Raw genomic sequence first — 13,853 nt, forward strand, 5'->3', positions numbered from 1 at the left:
AACATAAAGAAAGAGAGGACGAAGTTCGTCCTCTCTAGGTGTTAGCTTTTCATCTACCCACTACAGTTGACAAAGAGCCAAAAAAAGCCTGATTTCTAAGCAAAACTAGAAATCAAGCTGATGATCATTAAACGGATGTTTTGGTGAAAATATCACGTTCAACAAGGCTATCCATCAAGAAGTAAAATTTCTCTTGTAAAATGGTGTTATCTTCTGATTTGAAAATGTTGACGAGGCGTAGACCAGATTTGTCCGTAATGTTCATTTTAAAGCCTGTTAGCTCTTTGTTAATAGTGATTTTTAGGGCAAAACCTTCGCCAGAATTAGGGACTTTTTCCAATAAACGTGTCAATTCATAATGTCCTACACGATTTTGAGTAAAAGTCGTGTCGCGAAGGGTATATTTTTTAACGTCATCGCTAAGAGTATAGCTATATAGGCAGTCTGTTAATGTAATTGTTTTTTCAAATGCCATCTTATTTTCCTATTATTTCTACTAATTTTTGGGCGAACTCTTGCACTTCTGATAGTGTGTTGAGTTCAGAGAAACTGATGCGAATAGACTCGTTTAAACGTAGTGAGTCTTGGCCATACATACTGGCTAACACATGACTTGGCTCAACCGTACCAGCCGTGCAGGCAGAACCTGTTGAAACGGCAAATCCAGCCAAATCTAACTGGGTTAATAATGTGGCATTATTGTGATGAGGAAAACCGATATTAAGCACATGAGGCATCGTGTTGGCTGTTTCATTGAGGTAATAGTCCAAGCCAGAAATAGCCTCCAAAAAGGCATCACGCAAGATTTGAACGTGGTCATAATTGGCTTTTTTATTTGCCACACTATCGGCCAAGGCTTGTGCCATCCCAGCAATACCAACCATGTTTTCAGTACTTGCTCGGCGTTTTTCTTCTTGCTCCCCACCATGAAGTAGGTTATCAAAGTGTTGCGGCGTCGAATATAAAATACCAACGCCCTTTGGACCGTGGAATTTATGGGCAGAAGCAGACAAAAAGTCGGCTTTTAACTCCTCAGGAAAAACGTCCAGTTTTCCCACGGCCTGAACAGCATCCACGTGAAAAACAGCTTGATGCGATTCAAGGAGTTCTCCGATTTCCTTGACGGGTAGGAGGTCGCCTGTTTCGTTATTAGCCAACATGGTGCTAACTAAAATGGTATCATTACGCAAAGCGTCAGCCACTTGTTGGGCAGAAATCGTCCCGTTTTGAGGTTGCAAATAAGTTACTTCAAAACCAAAACTTTCTTCCAAATAAGTCATTGTGTGTAAGACAGAGTGATGCTCGATAGCCGTTGTAATCAGGTGTTTTCCCTTATTTTGATTGGCCAAAGCATAGCCTTTAATAGCAGTATTGTTGCTTTCAGTTGCTCCTGAGGTGAAGATAATGCGGCGTGGAGTTGTCTTGAGGGCAGACGCAATCATTTGCCGATAAGTACGCAGGCGGTAGTTGGCACGGCGTCCAATCCTGTGAATGCTAGAAGGGTTACCAAAATCGGTAGTCATGATATCCTTCATCGCCTCAATGACAGACGGAGTTAGTGGAGTAGTAGCAGCATTATCAAAATAAATCATATCTTAATCCTTTTTAGCGTCGTATGAAAAGAGTGGGCTAAGTGGTGCTTTTTCGTGGATACGAATAATAGCATCCGCAATCAATTCACTGGCAGAAAGGTATTTCAAGTTTTTAGGAAGAAGTTCCTTAGTGTCAACAGAATCGGTTACAACAATTTCTTTGATAGGAGCAGTATTTAGCGTATCAGCGGCACCGCCAGCAAACAATCCGTGACTGGCTACCACATAAATCTCAGTTGCACCTTCGCGTTCAAGGATTTTAGCTGCTTCAGCAAACGTACGACCTGTATTTAAAATGTCATCGATAAGGATGGCTTTTTTATTTGCAACTTCACCGATAATGTAACCTTCTTCGCGGTGTGAGTCGTCTTGAGCGTAGTCGATGATAGCGATAGGTGAATCAAGGTATTCGGCAAGGCTACGAGCACGTTTGATTCCTGAGTTTTTAGGACTGACAACAACAACGTCTTCTCCTTTTAAATCAAGGTTGTAGCAGTATTCTGCAAACAAAGGTACAGTGTACAAGTTATCTACTGGAACGTCAAAGAAACCTTGAACTTGGACAGCGTGAAGGTCTAGTGTAAGAAGACGGTCAACACCAGCTTTAACAAGCATATTAGCCACTAGTTTAGCAGTAATTGGTTCACGTGATGCGGCAATGCGGTCTTGACGAGAGTAACCAAAGTAAGGAATCACCACGTTTACGGTGTTGGCACTGGCACGTTTACAAGCATCAATCATGATGAGCAACTCCCAAAGGTTGTCATTCACTGGGTAGCTCGTTGATTGGATAATGTAGATATCATCACCACGAACAGTTTCTTCGATGTTAATCATGATTTCGCCGTCTGAGAATTTGCGTGTTGACACTTTTCCTAGCGGCACCTTAACGGCATCCGCAATTTTTTTGGCAATTTCCACATTAGAAGAAAGAGAAAAAAGCTTAAATTGTTTGTCGGCGTAAAGTTCTGCCATGATATAAATATACTCCTTTAAACATTAATAGTTCTATTTTATCAAAAAAGATGGAATTATTCAGCATTTTATAACGAAAAATGGGCTGAAATTATTTTAGTGTGGCACTGAAACGAGCCACCTTGCTTTTAGCGTATTTAAAATGAATGTGGTTTTGGGCTAGGAAACGGTCAAAATCGGCCTTACCTTTATCAGCATCTTCCACCTCTAACTCCAACTCATAATCTTGTTTGCCAGCGTATTGATTGCTATCTAGCGCCATTAAACCGATAGACGTTTTCATTTCGCGGCGAGTGGTTGTCAAATGCCCAAAACACTTCAATGCAGCTGGATCAACTCCATTTTCTCGAATGTGATCAAAAAATGCAATCTTTGAAAAATGATTGGTTTGAATAATGTTTTTTGCTTCTTCTAAAGTCAAATCGTGATTGTGTTCCAAATTGCCAACTTTTTTGGGCACTTTAAGAGTGAGTTCGGCGCGGTCGTCAAATGTGCGAATGCGCAAGGACATCCGATTGGCTTTCATATCAAATGCCGCTGTATCAAAGTAGTAGTTGGTTTGAGTAACAGGAGCGACTTGTGCAAATTGTGGGCTCAAACGGTTAAAATCATCCTTGTTTAATAAGGTTTTGTATTCTATTTCAAGATGTGTCATAAGCCAGTTTTCCTTTGTGATAAAAATAGTGAATATGATATAATTAGAATGTTATACTAATTCTATAAAAAAGTTATTTATTTGACAAGAATGGACTTGTCATGATAAAGGGGGATGATGATTTTTGGATTGGGAAAAGTTTTTGGATCCGTATATCCAAACCGTAGGAGAGTTAAAAATCAAACTGCGAGGGATTCGAAAGCAATTTCGAAAGCAAAACAGACACTCTCCGATTGAGTTTGTCACAGGACGTGTGAAATCGGTTGAGAGTATTCAAGAAAAAATGGCACTCCGAGGCATTAAGCTTGAAAATATCGCTCAAGATTTGCAAGATATTGCTGGGGTGCGTATTATGGTTCAATTTGTCGATGATGTGGACGAAGTCTTGACGCTATTGCGTAGCAGACATGATATGACCATTATCCAAGAACGCGACTACATCAACAATATGAAATCAAGTGGTTACCGTTCATACCATGTGATTATTGAGTATCCTGTTGATACTATAGATGGTCAAAAAACAGTCCTAGCCGAAATTCAAATTCGGACTTTGGCCATGAATTTTTGGGCAACGATTGAACATTCCTTGAACTACAAGTACAAGGGGGAATTTCCAGAAGAAATCAAGAAACGTTTGGAAATCACGGCAAAAATTGCTTTGGAATTGGACGAGGAAATGCGGAAAATTAGGGAAGATATCAGAGAAGCACAGCTTTTATTGATCCAGCGAGTCGAAAATTAAATGATGGAGTAGGGAATAGCGATGACACAGACGAATACTACAGGTAAAAACAAAAAAGCTATGCGTGTGGCTATTGTTTCAAATGGGAAAAAACAAAGTCGCCGAGTAGCTTCAAAATTGTTTGCGATTTTTAAAGAAGACAAGGATTTTTACTTAACCAAAAAAGACCCTGATGTAGTGATTTCAATTGGTGGCGATGGTATGTTGCTTTCAGCCTTCCATATGTACGAAAGAAATCTAGACACCGTCCGTTTTGTGGGGGTTCACACGGGGCATTTGGGCTTTTACACCGATTACCGTGATTTTGAAATCGACAAATTGGTTGATAATTTGCGCTCAGACAAGGGCGACAAGGCTTCTTACCCTATCTTGAAAGTGAAAATTACCCTTGATGACGGCAAAGTCATTAACCTTAGAGCCTTGAACGAATCGTCAATCAAACGGATTGAAAAAACCATGGTGGCAGATGTCATGGTTAGCGATGTTATCTTGGAGCGTTTCCGTGGTGATGGCTTGTCTGTATCAACACCGACAGGAAGCACGGCTTACAACAAATCATTAGGTGGGGCTCTTTTGTACCCAACCATTGAAGCCATGCAGTTAGCTGAAATTTCAAGCTTAAATAACCGTGTTTATCGCACCTTAGGGTCATCAATTGTTGTGCCTAAAAAAGATAAGATTGAAATCAAGCCGACCCGCCAAGGTATCTATACCATTTCAGTGGACAATAAAACCATGCATTATAAAAATTTATCTAAAGTGGAATATCGGATTGATTCTAAAAAAATTAGCTTTGTGGCAACCCCATCGCATACAAGTTTTTGGGAACGTGTCACAGATGCTTTCATAGGAGATTTGGATTCGTGAGATTTGAATTTGTTGCCGACCGTCAAACCAAGGTCAAGACATTTCTAAAAAGCCATGATGTTTCAAAAGGGTTACTCGCCAAGGTTAAATTTAAAGGGGGGAATATTTGGGTTAACGGCGTTGAGCAAAATGCGATTTACCTCTTAGAAAAAGGAGATGTCGTCACGATTGAGATTCCTGACGAGCAAGAGCACGAAACCCTCATTCCCGTCAAACACCCTTTGGATATTGTCTATGAGGACGAGCATTTTCTAATCATCAATAAGCCGAGCGGCTTTGCTAGCATTCCAAGTGTTTTGCACTCTAACACCATCGCTAATTTTGTGAAGGCTTATTATATGGAAAATGATTACCCTAATAAGCAGGTTCATATTGTGACCCGTTTGGATAAAGATACGAGTGGTTTGATGCTTTTTGCCAAACACGGCTACGCTCATGCCAGACTAGATAGGCAGCTGCAAAGCAAGTCTATTGAAAAGCGTTATTTGGCTTTGGTTTCTGGCAAGGGAGAATTGGAAGATAGCGGCGAGATTATTGCACCAATTGCTCGCTCAGATGACAGCATCATCACGCGCCGTGTTCACCCATCAGGCAAATACGCTCACACCAGCTATCAAGTGGTCGAACGTTTTGGTGATGTGGCCTTGGTGGACATTCGGCTGCACACAGGACGCACCCATCAAATTCGCGTGCATTTTGCGCACATTGGCTTTCCTTTGCTGGGAGATGATATGTATGGCGGTCGGATGTTAGGCATCACACGTCAAGCTTTGCATTGCCATTACTTGCGTTTTAGAAATCCTTATGACAATAAGGAGATTATCCAGAAAATCCCCTTGACAAAAGACTTTGAAAACGTTATCATTAAATTACAAAAAAATTAGAATTGAAGGTTGTTTATATGGGAATTCGCTCTTTATTTGGTAGTTTGCGCGGAAAAATCATTGGAAAAAACCTCAAGATTGTCTTTCCTGAAGGCAGTGACGAACGTGTTTTGCGTGCGGCAACACGTTTGAAATTTGAGGGATTAATAGAACCGATTATTCTAGGAGAACCTCAGGTCATTCGTGAAACACTTGACATGATTGGATTTGCTGATTTGAATTACATTATCATTAACCCAGAGGAATACGATGGCTTTGATGAGATGAAAGCAGCTTTTCTAGAAATTCGCAAAGACAAGGTAACACCTGAAGAAGCTGATGAACTCTTACACGATGTCAATTATTTTGGGGTTATGTTAGTAAAAATGGGGCTTGCTAACGGGATGGTATCAGGTGCCATGCATTCAACGGCAGCTACGGTTCGACCAGCCCTTCAAATCATTAAAACTAAACCAGGCGTATCAAGAACTTCAGGAGTATTTTTGATGAGCCGTGAGACAACCGAACAACGTTTGGTGTTTGCTGATTGTGCCATCAATGTAGACCCAAATGCCCAACAACTCGCTGAGATTGCTGTCAACACAGCAGACACCGCTAAAATTTTCAACCTAGATCCTAAAGTAGCTATGCTTAGCTTCTCAACTAAGGGCAGCGCTAAAGCCCCCCAAGTGGAAAAAGTTCAAGAAGCTCTGCAATTGGCTAAGGAAGCACGACCTGACCTTGCTATTGACGGGGAATTACAATTTGACGCGGCTTTTGTGCCTGGAACTGCAGCTCTTAAAGCGCCAGGCAGTGACGTTGCAGGACAAGCAAATGTCTTTATCTTCCCAGACCTTCAATCAGGAAATATTGGTTACAAGATTGCCCAACGTTTGGGAATGTTTGAGGCTATCGGGCCAATTCTCCAAGGTCTTAACCAACCTGTTAACGATTTATCTCGTGGCTCAAGTGCCGAAGATATCTACAAATTAGCCATTATCACAGCTGCCCAAGCTATTGATGATGACGAATAAACACAAAGTTCAGTTGGATAATCCAACTGACTTTCTCATTTAGCAAATAGAAAAGAGAAATCATGTCAAAAATTGTTTTAGTAACAGGGGCTTCTGCTGGATTTGGCATAGCCATTGTCAAAACATTAGTTGCTGACGGCTATCAAGTGATTGCTTGTGCCCGTCGCTTTGATAAATTGCAAGAGTTGCAAGCCGAGTTGGGACAAGACAAGGTCTATCCCCTCCAAATGGATGTGGCTCAGCCAAAAGCTATTGATGCGGCATTGACTAGCTTACCTGAACAATGGCGCGCTATCGATGTTTTGGTCAATAATGCTGGTTTGGCGCTAGGTTTGGACAAGGCCTATGAGGCTGATTTTACCGATTGGATGACCATGATTAATACCAATATTGTAGGCTTGATTTACCTCACACGACAAGTGCTGCCAGATATGGTCAAACGCAATTTTGGTTTGATTATCAATCTTGGTTCTACCGCTGGAACTGTTCCTTACCCAGGCGCAAATGTTTACGGGGCATCAAAAGCCTTTGTTAAACAATTCTCCCTCAATTTACGAGCGGACCTTGCAGGTACTAAAATCCGCGTGTCTAATATTGAACCAGGCTTGTGCGAAGGAACAGAATTTTCAAATGTGCGCTTTAAGGGAGATGATGAGCGAGTTGCCAAACTCTACGAAGGAGCACATGCTATTCAACCTGAGGATATTGCTAACACGGTATCTTGGATTGCCAGCCAGCCTGAGCACGTTAATATCAATCGCATCGAAATCATGCCTGTTTCACAGACATTTGGTGCGCAGCCCGTTTATCGCGACTAATCAAAGTAGCAACACCTTTCTTGCTAGTCAAGGAGGTGTTTTTTCATACCATTCTATTAGAAAACGCTAACATCATACTATCTTTTCCTTTAGCCAGCTCTTATAATGACAGTAAAAGGAGGGAAAAACATGGGCGCAGGAATGCCTGATAAGCTTTGGGCGATTGATTTTGATGGCATGATTGGTGGCAACGGTTCTTACGTGGAGTGTGACGGTCAGGTTGTCATGCACCAACTGATATCAAAAGAAGACACCAAGGTGATTGTGGATTGGTTGCAGGAGCGTGTTTTAGCCTTTTATTTGAAATCAAACAACGGCCTTTTTGCCTCAGACAATTCAAAGAAGCGGCTTGTCCTATCATGCGCCAATACGCCATGCGTAAGGGAAAAACAGCAGCAGAGGTGAAAGATTTGGAAGCAGAGGATACTTTGTACGGCCTGGTTTATGGGGATGAATTGTATTGCGATGATGTCAATAAGGTGAGTTTTATTCTCAAGACGTATCAAGACCATTTGGATTCTGTCCTAGTTTTTCCAAATCTCAAAGCAGGGACTTGGAGTGGCCGTGGGGAAACGGCATTATTTGGCGACCTAGGTGTCAAAGATATTACCAAGGCCCATGCCATTGACGTGCTTTTAAAGTATCTGCAAGCGGACAAACAAGACACCATTGCCTTTGGCGATGCTAAGGTGGCTATTCCTATGCTTGATTATTGCGAGATTGGGGTTGCCATGGGAAATGGAGGTCCTGACAGTCTAGCCATGGCCAATATGGTCACCGATGACGTGGAAGAAGATGGTTTGTTTAATGCTTTTAAAGCATTAAAGTAAATTGAGTAAAAAGAGGATATCGTAGAATAGTACCAAGAAAACGGTTTATAATAGTAGTTTTTACCAACCGCGATCGTTATAATACTATTGAAAACACAGCAATAAGGAGAATCGTTATGTTACACAAAACCTTAAAACCATTTCCAGAACATTTCTTGTGGGGTGCATCAACATCTGCTTACCAAGTAGAAGGAGCAGCCTTAGAAGACGGCAAAGGGCCTTCATGCCAAGACGTGAAAGACATTCCTGCAGGAACAGCAGACTTGTCGGTATCTGTTGACCATTACCACCACTACAAAGAAGACATTGCCTTAATGGCAGAAATGGGCTTCAAATCTTACCGTTTCTCTATTTCATGGAGCCGTGTCTTGCCAAAAGGTGTTGGTGAAGTGAATCCAAAAGGAATCGCCTTTTACAATGATTTGATTAACGAATGTTTGAAATATGACATTGAACCTATCGTGACTATGTTCCACTTTGATATGCCAGCAGCTCTTGATGAACGCGGTTCTTGGTCAACGCATGAATCAGTTGATTGGTTTGCAGAATACGCTCGTGTCTTATTTGAAAACTTTGGTGACCGTGTTAAATATTGGCTGACCATCAACGAACAAAATATGCTAACCTTGGTGGGTCCTGTCATCGGAACCCTCCACATTCCAGAAGGAACAACAAATGTAACCAAAGAAGTTTACCAACAAAACCATCACCAATTGGTTGCGCAAGCCAAAGCCATGCAAATTTGTCACGAAATGTTGCCTGAGGCTAAAATTGGTCCTGCTCCAAATATCTCACTTGTTTATGCGGCATCATCAAAACCAGAAGATGTTTTGGCATCACAAAACTTTAACGCTATCCGTAACTGGCTTTATTTAGATGCTGCGGTTTACGGTGTTTACAACAACTTGGTTTGGGCTTATTTGGAAGAACAAGATGCTACACCAGTTGTTACCGAAGAAGACTTGGCTATCATGAAGGCTGCAAAACCTGATTTCATCGGATTTAACTACTACAATACAGCAACCGTGGCTGCTTCTGATGGAACAGAAAGCCTAAACCCATCAGCTGACCAACAAACAGCTCGTGGAGAAGCTGGTTTCTACCGTGGCGTTGACAATCCAAACCTACCAAAAACCGAATTTGGCTGGGAAATTGACCCAATTGGTTTCCGTGCAACTGTTCGTGAAATGTACAGCCGTTACCGCCTCCCACTTCTCGTAACTGAAAACGGACTAGGAGCATACGATACCCTAACAGAAGATGGCAAAGTTCATGACCAATACCGTATCAATTACTTGCGCGCCCACATCGAACAAATTCAATTGGCTATTACTGACGGCGTGGATATGCTTGGGTACAACCCATGGTCTGCCATTGACTTGATTTCAACTCACGAAGGCATTCGTAAACGTTACGGCTTTATCTATGTGGATCGTACAGACGAAGAAATCGGTACCCTCAAACGTTACCGCAAAGATTCATTCTTCTGGTACAAGAAAGTCATCGCAACTAACGGACAATATTTGTCAGATTAATCAGATAGTTACAGGGAATTCTAATCATCCGATATAAACGAATAATGCAAATAAGCAAAGCAAAATAATTGACACAAAACGAACGCTATTGTAATATATTAATGGAAGGGTAAGTTTTTACCCAGCGATGCTCTTTGATCCATTCTTGAAAAGAGTCATAGGAAGGTCACTATTTATGAAAATGTTTCTGTGTTCCTTGCTTTAGATGAGGGATAGGGAAACCATGGAGAAACCATTATGTATAACGAAATGCCTGTATTTGACTACGAAGACATTCAATTGATTCCTAATAAGTGTATTATTAAGAGTCGTTCAGAAGCTGATACTCATGTGACCTTGGGACGCTACACCTTTAAACTCCCTGTGGTACCTGCTAATATGCAAACCATCATTGATGAAGATATTGCAGAAAGTTTAGCAAAAGATGGGTATTTCTACATCATGCACCGTTTTGACGAAGACTCTCGCAAACCATTTGTGAAACGCATGCATGACCAAGGCTTGATTGCTTCGATTTCAGTGGGTGTTAAAGATTACGAATATGACTTTGTCACAAGCTTAAAAGAGGACGCACCAGAGTTTATTACGATTGACATTGCTCATGGGCATTCTGATAGCGTGATTAACATGATTAAGCACATCAAGAAAGAATTGCCTGACACCTTTGTTATTGCCGGAAATGTTGGTACGCCTGAAGCCGTTCGTGAGTTGGAAAATGCGGGTGCAGATGCGACAAAAGTCGGTATCGGTCCTGGTAAAGTCTGCATCACAAAAGTAAAAACTGGTTTTGGTACTGGCGGATGGCAATTGGCAGCTTTGCGCTGGTGTGCGAAAGCCGCTCAAAAACCTATTATCGCAGATGGTGGTGTGAGAACACACGGTGATATTGCCAAATCAATCCGTTTTGGTGCTACAATGGTTATGATTGGTTCACTTTTTGCAGGGCATTTGGAAAGTCCTGGAAAACTAGTTGAAGTGGATGGCGAACAGTATAAAGAATACTACGGTTCTGCTTCAGAATACCAAAAAGGTGAGCACAAAAACGTCGAAGGTAAGAAAATCCTTTTACCTGTCAAAGGTCATTTGAAAGACACCTTGCAAGAAATGCAAGAAGACCTTCAAAGTTCAATCTCTTATGCAGGTGGCCGTGACTTGCATAGCTTGACGCGCGTGGATTACGTGATTGTTAAAAATTCGATTTGGAATGGGGATTCCATTTAATCAGATGATAAAAGCAAAAAGGAGTAGGAGCTATTACTGCTATTCCTTTTTGTGTGTTTGAAAGCATATCATTCGCTCCCTTGGTCAAGAAATGGTATGCTGGTAGGAGATTATTGGATTAGAAAAGTCAGAAGGGAAATTGTCGCTATGAAACGATTATTAAGGGGATGGGTACGTTGGATCTTGATTCTAGTGCTTTTGCTTGTAGGCATGGCACTATTCTTTCATCGGACCATTAGCCACATTATGATGACTTACACGACCGACCGTTATCAAGTGATCCATGTATCACGAGAAAATATTGAACAAAATGAAAAAAGTAAGGGTAATTTTGATTTTTCACAGGTAGCTGTTGTTTCTACCCAAGATGTGCTAGCAGCTCAGATGAGTGGTCAAAAACTAAACGTCATTGGTGGCATTGCGATTCCAGATCTGGAAATGAATTTGCCCGTTTTTAAAGGCATTGACAATACCAACCTTTTATATGGTGCGGGAACCATGAAGGAAAATCAAACCATGGGAGAGGGGAATTATGCGCTTGCCAGCCACCATGTTTTTGACCAAGTCAATAGCGATCACCTACTCTTTTCACCACTAGAAAGAGCGGAAGTGGGGCAGAAAGTCTATCTGACAGACAAGGCTTATATCTACACTTACACAATTACTAGCAAGGAAGTTGTGGCTCCGACAGATGTTGAAGTCATTGAGGATGTTCCTGATAAGACCTTACTGACCTTGGTGACGTGTGATGATTTGCAAGCGAGCAACCGTTTGATCGTGCAGACGACTTATGATGGCAAAACACCATACGACCAAGCACCATCTAAGGTTCAAAAAGCTTTTACCAAAAGCTACACGCAGTAGCCATTATTCGTTTTTTGACAGCTGAACCATCTTGTGTTCGGCTGTTTTCCTTGTTAAAAATAGCAGTTCCTGAAATACTTTTTAAAAGTATGGTATAATGCTAGTTATTGAAAGTTTTTGGAGGTTAAGATTATCGCAATGAAAAACACAGATAAAGATAGCAGAGTTGTTCGTTTATTGAGTAAGAGCCGTCGTGGGTTGCTTCGAGGTATCTTTAGTCGAACGACCATTATTTCGGTTCTGTTAATCTTGCAACTGCTGTTTATCTTTGATTCTTACATTTGGTTAGACCAATCTCGGATTTGGGCGGATATTATTGGACGTATTTTGACTATTACAGCCGTTTTGTATTTGGTTAATAGTGAAATGGATGCTCTTTCTCGAGTGACTTGGCTGATTTTGATTATGATAGCACCACTATTAGGGTCGCTTTTCTTGATTTACACCAAGCTAGACTGGGGTTATAGAGGCTTGAAGCAACGGATGGGACAACGCGTGGATGAGAGTGTGCAATACCTGCCACATCATCCCGAAATTGTGAGAACCTTGAAAGAGGATACCTCAACAACCTATCATCTTGTTCAATATTTCAGTCGTAGCCGTGGCAATTTTCCTGTTTACCAAAATACCGACGTCACTTATTTTCCGACAGGTGAGGATTTCTTTAAAGAATTAAAAAAACAACTCCTTAAAGCCGAACACTACATTTTCATGGAGTTTTTCATCATCGCTGAAGGGGAGATGTGGGGAGAAATCCTAAGTATTCTTGAAGATAAGGTCAAGCAAGGCGTTGAGGTTAGGGTTTTGTATGACGGCATGATTGAATTATCAACCTTATCACCTGACTACACCCAACGTCTTGAAAAAATTGGAATTAAAGCCAAAGTTTTTTCACCTATTTCACCTTTCATTTCGACTTATTACAATTACCGTGACCACCGTAAAAATATTGTCATTGATGGGCAAGTTGCCTTTACAGGTGGGGTGAATTTGGCTGATGAATACATTAACAAAATCGAGCGTTTTGGTCACTGGAAAGACACGGCCGTGATGATTGAAGGCGAAGCCGTCGATAGCTTTTTGGTCTTGTTCTTGCAAATGTGGTCTGTTACGGAAAGAGAATTGGTGGTGGAACCTTATTTGATGGAACACTCGCCAACTAGAACAGCCGATGGTTACGTGATTCCTTATGGTGATTCGCCTTTAGATACGGATAAAGTTGGGGAAAATGTGTATATCGATATCCTCAACCATGCTAGAGATTACGTGTATATCATGACGCCTTATTTGATTTTAGATAGCGAAATGGAACACGCCCTTTGTTTTGCGGCTGAGCGTGGAGTGGATGTGCGGATCATGATGCCTGGTGTCCCTGATAAACCGATTCCGTATGCTCTAGCTAAGACTTACTTTGGCAAATTGATGCGTTCTGGGGTTAAGATTTACCTCTACACGCCAGGCTTCTTGCACGCCAAGGTATTTGTCAGCGACCACATTAAAGCTGTTGTGGGAACCATTAACCTAGATTACCGCAGTCTTTACCATCACTTTGAATGCGCAACTTATATGTACCGAGTGGATGCCATTCGAGATATTTACGAAGATTTCACCATGACTTTGGAAGAATGTGAGCGTGTGACGCCTGAAACTCTAGCCAAACGCCCTGTTCATGAAAAAGTTGTGGGTATGTTGGTCAAAACCATTGCGCCGCTCCTATAAGATATGCTATACTAATCTTATGCGATGAGCCGAGTGAACTCGTTGTTAATGAGTTTATTTGCGCAGAGGAGGTCACTCTAACTTTTGTTAGAACGCAGGAGCGGACTTTGACAATTTGTGTGAACCATTTTGTCACAT

The 13,853-nt window shown here is 41.5% G+C and carries 12 protein-coding genes and 2 pseudogenes; 10 read left to right on the top strand and 4 right to left on the bottom strand.

Going from position 1 to position 13,853, the window contains the following annotated elements; translation table 11 throughout:
* Window positions 1-127 precede the first annotated feature (127 nt).
* The 4 genes from ACFORE_RS03900 to ACFORE_RS03915 form a co-directional block, all read right to left on the bottom strand.
* Window positions 128-475, bottom strand: a complete 348-nt coding sequence (locus tag ACFORE_RS03900; RefSeq protein WP_154455442.1) for a DUF1831 domain-containing protein — start codon at window positions 473-475, stop codon at window positions 128-130.
* Between the two features lies 1 nt (window position 476).
* Window positions 477-1,592: a cysteine desulfurase family protein gene (locus tag ACFORE_RS03905; protein WP_168260767.1), complete on the bottom strand. Its 1,116-nt coding sequence runs from the start codon at window positions 1,590-1,592 to the stop codon at window positions 477-479.
* Between the two features lie 3 nt (window positions 1,593-1,595).
* Complete coding sequence (locus ACFORE_RS03910; protein WP_235280997.1) at window positions 1,596-2,567, bottom strand: ribose-phosphate diphosphokinase; 972 nt, start codon at window positions 2,565-2,567, stop codon at window positions 1,596-1,598.
* 91 nt (window positions 2,568-2,658) lie between these two features.
* Entirely contained in the window at window positions 2,659-3,222 is a 564-nt protein-coding gene (locus ACFORE_RS03915) for a CYTH domain-containing protein (RefSeq protein WP_264879339.1), read from the bottom strand.
* A 124-nt stretch (window positions 3,223-3,346) separates the two neighbouring features.
* Here ACFORE_RS03915 and yjbM point away from each other — a divergent pair.
* The 10 genes and pseudogenes from yjbM to cls all read left to right on the top strand — a co-directional run bounded on the left by yjbM (window position 3,347) and on the right by cls (window position 13,715).
* Window positions 3,347-4,011 (top strand): annotated as a pseudogene (gene yjbM / locus ACFORE_RS03920) (GTP diphosphokinase).
* A complete protein-coding gene (locus tag ACFORE_RS03925; protein WP_168260771.1) occupies window positions 3,986-4,831 on the top strand; it encodes an NAD kinase in 846 nt (281 codons plus the stop codon). The pseudogene yjbM and the gene ACFORE_RS03925 overlap by 26 nt, the downstream one beginning before the upstream one ends.
* Window positions 4,828-5,715 (top strand): RluA family pseudouridine synthase, encoded by an 888-nt coding sequence (locus tag ACFORE_RS03930; RefSeq protein WP_235280998.1) that lies wholly within the window; start codon window positions 4,828-4,830, stop codon window positions 5,713-5,715. Before ACFORE_RS03925 ends, ACFORE_RS03930 begins: the two co-directional genes overlap by 4 nt.
* Window positions 5,716-5,732: 17 nt before the next feature.
* A complete protein-coding gene (gene pta / locus ACFORE_RS03935) occupies window positions 5,733-6,728 on the top strand; it encodes a phosphate acetyltransferase (protein ID WP_154455449.1) in 996 nt (331 codons plus the stop codon).
* A gap of 62 nt (window positions 6,729-6,790) precedes the next feature.
* Window positions 6,791-7,546 (top strand): SDR family oxidoreductase, encoded by a 756-nt coding sequence (locus tag ACFORE_RS03940; RefSeq protein WP_235280999.1) that lies wholly within the window; start codon window positions 6,791-6,793, stop codon window positions 7,544-7,546.
* Window positions 7,547-7,681: 135 nt separating this feature from the next.
* Window positions 7,682-8,376, top strand: a pseudogene (locus ACFORE_RS03945) (HAD hydrolase family protein); the annotation flags it as partial.
* A gap of 116 nt (window positions 8,377-8,492) precedes the next feature.
* Window positions 8,493-9,911, top strand: a complete 1,419-nt coding sequence (locus ACFORE_RS03950) for a glycoside hydrolase family 1 protein (protein ID WP_154455451.1) — start codon at window positions 8,493-8,495, stop codon at window positions 9,909-9,911.
* A gap of 237 nt (window positions 9,912-10,148) precedes the next feature.
* Window positions 10,149-11,132 (top strand): GMP reductase, encoded by a 984-nt coding sequence (guaC, locus tag ACFORE_RS03955; protein ID WP_235281064.1) that lies wholly within the window; start codon window positions 10,149-10,151, stop codon window positions 11,130-11,132.
* Between the two features lie 147 nt (window positions 11,133-11,279).
* On the top strand, window positions 11,280-11,996 hold the full coding sequence (locus ACFORE_RS03960) for a class A sortase (protein WP_154455453.1): 717 nt from the start codon (window positions 11,280-11,282) through the stop codon (window positions 11,994-11,996).
* 138 nt (window positions 11,997-12,134) lie between these two features.
* Window positions 12,135-13,715, top strand: coding sequence for a cardiolipin synthase (gene cls, locus ACFORE_RS03965; protein WP_154455454.1), 1,581 nt, complete (start codon window positions 12,135-12,137; stop codon window positions 13,713-13,715).
* Window positions 13,716-13,853: the final 138 nt, after the last annotated feature.

The organism is Streptococcus alactolyticus (assembly GCF_042649785.1).
Classification (GTDB): Bacteria; Bacillota; Bacilli; order Lactobacillales; family Streptococcaceae; genus Streptococcus; species Streptococcus alactolyticus.